This window comes from Catenibacterium sp. co_0103, from assembly GCF_004168205.1.
Classification (GTDB): Bacteria; Bacillota_I; Bacilli_A; order Erysipelotrichales; family Coprobacillaceae; genus Catenibacterium; species Catenibacterium mitsuoka_A.
Genome location: NZ_RCYB01000149.1, coordinates 1 through 3185 on the forward strand (window position 1 = coordinate 1; position 3185 = coordinate 3185).

Consider the following 3185-nt stretch of genomic DNA (forward strand, 5'->3'; position numbering starts at 1 on the left):
CAGATAACCAACCTAAGAGAAGAATTAAGTAAAATGGAACAGGATATGATAGGTGCTGAAAAGTGAATTGAGTTAATTAAGGAGTATTCCGTACCAAAGGAACTGACAGCACCGTTGTTAAATGCAATGATAGAAAAAATCCTTATTCACGAAGCAACAACGAATGAGGATAACGAAAGAATACAGGAAATAGAGATATACTACCGATTTATTGGAAAAGTAGACTGATAATGAGGGGTCATATCTTTAACTAAGGGAAACTGGTTCTTCTGATCCAAGTACAACTAATCTTATAGCGCTTGCAAATCTATTTGATATTACACCTGAAGAAATGTTGAAAGAAATACGATAAACTTTTACAAAAAGACCTACCATTTTAAGTGATTATTTATTATAATTGTGAAGTATTTTTTTTAAATACTGATTTTAAAATTAAAGGGGAGTTTGTAGTATGATTCAATTTTTTAAAAACAACATCGAACCTAGAAAGAAATTAAGAACAGCTGAAATTATTGTTCTTGTTACATTAGTATTAGGTTCAATTATTTCTCTTTGTGTAGGTCTTAAAGAAGTACATTCTAATCCTGGTAAAGTGGATTATGTACAAAGCATTGTAATGAAAAGAAATACACAGGATGAAGACTATAGTTCAGACAACACAGTATGTGATGTTACATATAGTAAAGGTGACAAACAGCTTGTTGTTTCTTATTCTTATGAAGAATATACACAGTTAAAGAATAAGACTATTACTGCTTATGAATTCAAGACAAGTAATGGAACTGACTTATACTTTGATCACAAAGATGTGAGTCAGAAAGAAGTTAAAAATTCTTATAAGCAGGTCATGGCAAATAAGACTATGTATATCTTTAACCTTGCATCTTCTTTATTTATCTTAAGCTTATCATTGGCTTTGATGTTGTTATTCTCTAAACAGTTTACAACATATGAAAAGAGCTGGTTCATGACTATCATGGTACTTGCTACTATTTTCGCTGTTGCATTCCCAGAAGAAAGTGCAAATGGTGTTAATGGTATTGTTATCATGTTATTGTATCTTTTAGATACATTCTTAAATATCTTATGTGAATTACTCATTTCTAAACAGTCTCGTTACAACTTCTTAGTATCTGTTGCTGTAGAAATTGCGGAAATCGCAATGTGTATTGTATTAATGTATCGTTTTGCAACAATGGTGACTACATTATTCTTCTGGCTTCCAATTGATATCATCAGTTATATCAACTGGTCTAAGCATAAAGATGAAGAAGAAGATGAATTAACAATGGTAAGAAAACTAAAAGGTTACCAGGAAGTACTTGTTATTGTAGGTATCTTTGTATGGACTGTCGTTGTTGGTTATTTCATCAGTGGTTTAGATATTGCAACTGATTTCTATACAAATAAGACATTAGAAACATGGATCATTTATATTGATGCCTGTGCTTCTGCCGTAGGTATTGCGAATGGTTTATTTATCTTCTTCAGATTAAGAGAACAGTGGATTGCATGGTATATCTGTGCTGCTTTAGAAGCGATTATTAACATCCTATCTGGACAATATGTATTATTAATTCTTAAACTTGGTTACTTCACTAATACAACTTATGGTTATATTAAATGGACTAAATATATTAGAGAACACCAGAAAACAAACGAAAAACTATCTTTATTCTAATTAAATTTCTCTATAACTTGAGAGTAGCTTATAAAACTGCTACAATAGGAACGTAAAAAACATATAGAAACAGGAGTGATTATTATGGCAATTGCTGCAGGAGATTTTAGAACTGGACTTACATTAATCGTTGATGGCGATCCTTGGGTTGTTTTAGACTTCCAACATGTAAAACCTGGTAAAGGTGCTGCTATCTTAAAGACTAAGATGAAGAACCTAAAAACTGGTTCTACACAAGACAGAAACTTCAACGCTTCAACAAAATTCGAAGCTGCTAACATTGAAAAGAAAACAGCACAGTACTCATATGAAGCTGATTCTACTTATTATTTCATGGATATGGAAACATATGATACTTATGAATTATCAGAAGAACAGATTGGATTCAATAAGTATTTCATCGTAGAAGGAAGAGAAGCATCTCTTATGTTCTTTGAAGGTGATTTATTATCTGTATCTATCCCAGAAAAAGTTGAATTAACTGTTGCTAAGACAGACCCAGCTATTAAAGGTGCACCATCTAACCAGACTAAGGATGCTGTCACTAATACTGGTCTAACATTAAGAGTACCTCAGTTTATTGAAGAAGGCGAAGAAATCGTTGTCTTCTCATCTGATGGAAAATACGCAGGAAGAGCTTAATATAAGCTCTTTTTTCACATATGAATAAAGTTGTACTTGTAACTGGTGGTGCTCAGGGGATAGGGAAAGCCATCGCATTAGAACTTGCGAAAAACCATTATGATGTAGTGATCAACTACCTTACTTCTAATAAAGCAGCGGCTTTATTAGAAGAAGAGATTAAAAAGAATTATGATGTACGTGTGATGATTATTCAAGCGGATGTATCAAAGGAAGAAGAAGTGGATGCTATGATTTCTTTAATAGAGAAAAAATGGGGTGGTGTTGATATTCTTATTAATAATGCTGCTGTTGATTTATCCAATCTCTTTCATCTTAAGACAGCAGATGAGTTTAGAAAGACATTGGATGTCAATGTCGTAGGGGCATTTAATTGTAGTAAGCGTGTCTATAGACATATGCTTGATCAGGAATATGGACGTATTATTAATATTTCTTCTACCAATGGTATAAATACTTATTATCCAATGTGTATTGATTATGATGCCTCTAAAGCGGCACTAATCTCATTAACACATAATCTTGCCTTTGAATATGGGCCATATATTAATGTGAATGCTATAGCACCAGGATTCATTGGAACAGACAATGAACTAGATGGATATGATGAAGAATTCTTAAAAGAGGAACAAGAAAAGATTATGGTGAACCGTTATGGTAAACCAGAGGAAGTGGCTTATCTTGTGAAGTTTCTTATTAGTGATGAAGCCAATTTCATCAACAATACAATTATAAGAATAGATGGCGGCCAGAAAGGCAGCTGTTAAAAAAGGTCCTGAAATCAATGGTAATTTAAAATAACTAGGGGTTTCCTAAATTTTAATTATCACGCAGTAAGGGGTGAATCTCACCCCTTATTTCT

The 3185-nt window shown here is 32.7% G+C and carries 3 protein-coding genes and 1 pseudogene; all 4 read left to right on the top strand.

The window, feature by feature from the left end:
- A pseudogene (locus tag EAI80_RS12525) lies at nt 1–228 on the top strand (DUF4368 domain-containing protein); the annotation flags it as partial.
- Between the two features lie 223 nt (nt 229–451).
- Nucleotides 452–1681 carry a nicotinamide riboside transporter PnuC gene (gene pnuC, locus EAI80_RS12535; protein WP_129982306.1) on the top strand — a complete coding sequence of 410 codons (1230 nt, stop codon included), beginning with the start codon at nt 452–454 and terminating at the stop codon, nt 1679–1681.
- Nucleotides 1682–1765: 84 nt separating this feature from the next.
- Nucleotides 1766–2323 (top strand): elongation factor P, encoded by a 558-nt coding sequence (gene efp / locus EAI80_RS12540; RefSeq protein ID WP_006504282.1) that lies wholly within the window; start codon nt 1766–1768, stop codon nt 2321–2323.
- Between the two features lie 20 nt (nt 2324–2343).
- A complete protein-coding gene (locus EAI80_RS12545) occupies nt 2344–3090 on the top strand; it encodes an SDR family NAD(P)-dependent oxidoreductase (protein WP_129982307.1) in 747 nt (248 codons plus the stop codon).
- Nucleotides 3091–3185 lie beyond the last annotated feature (95 nt).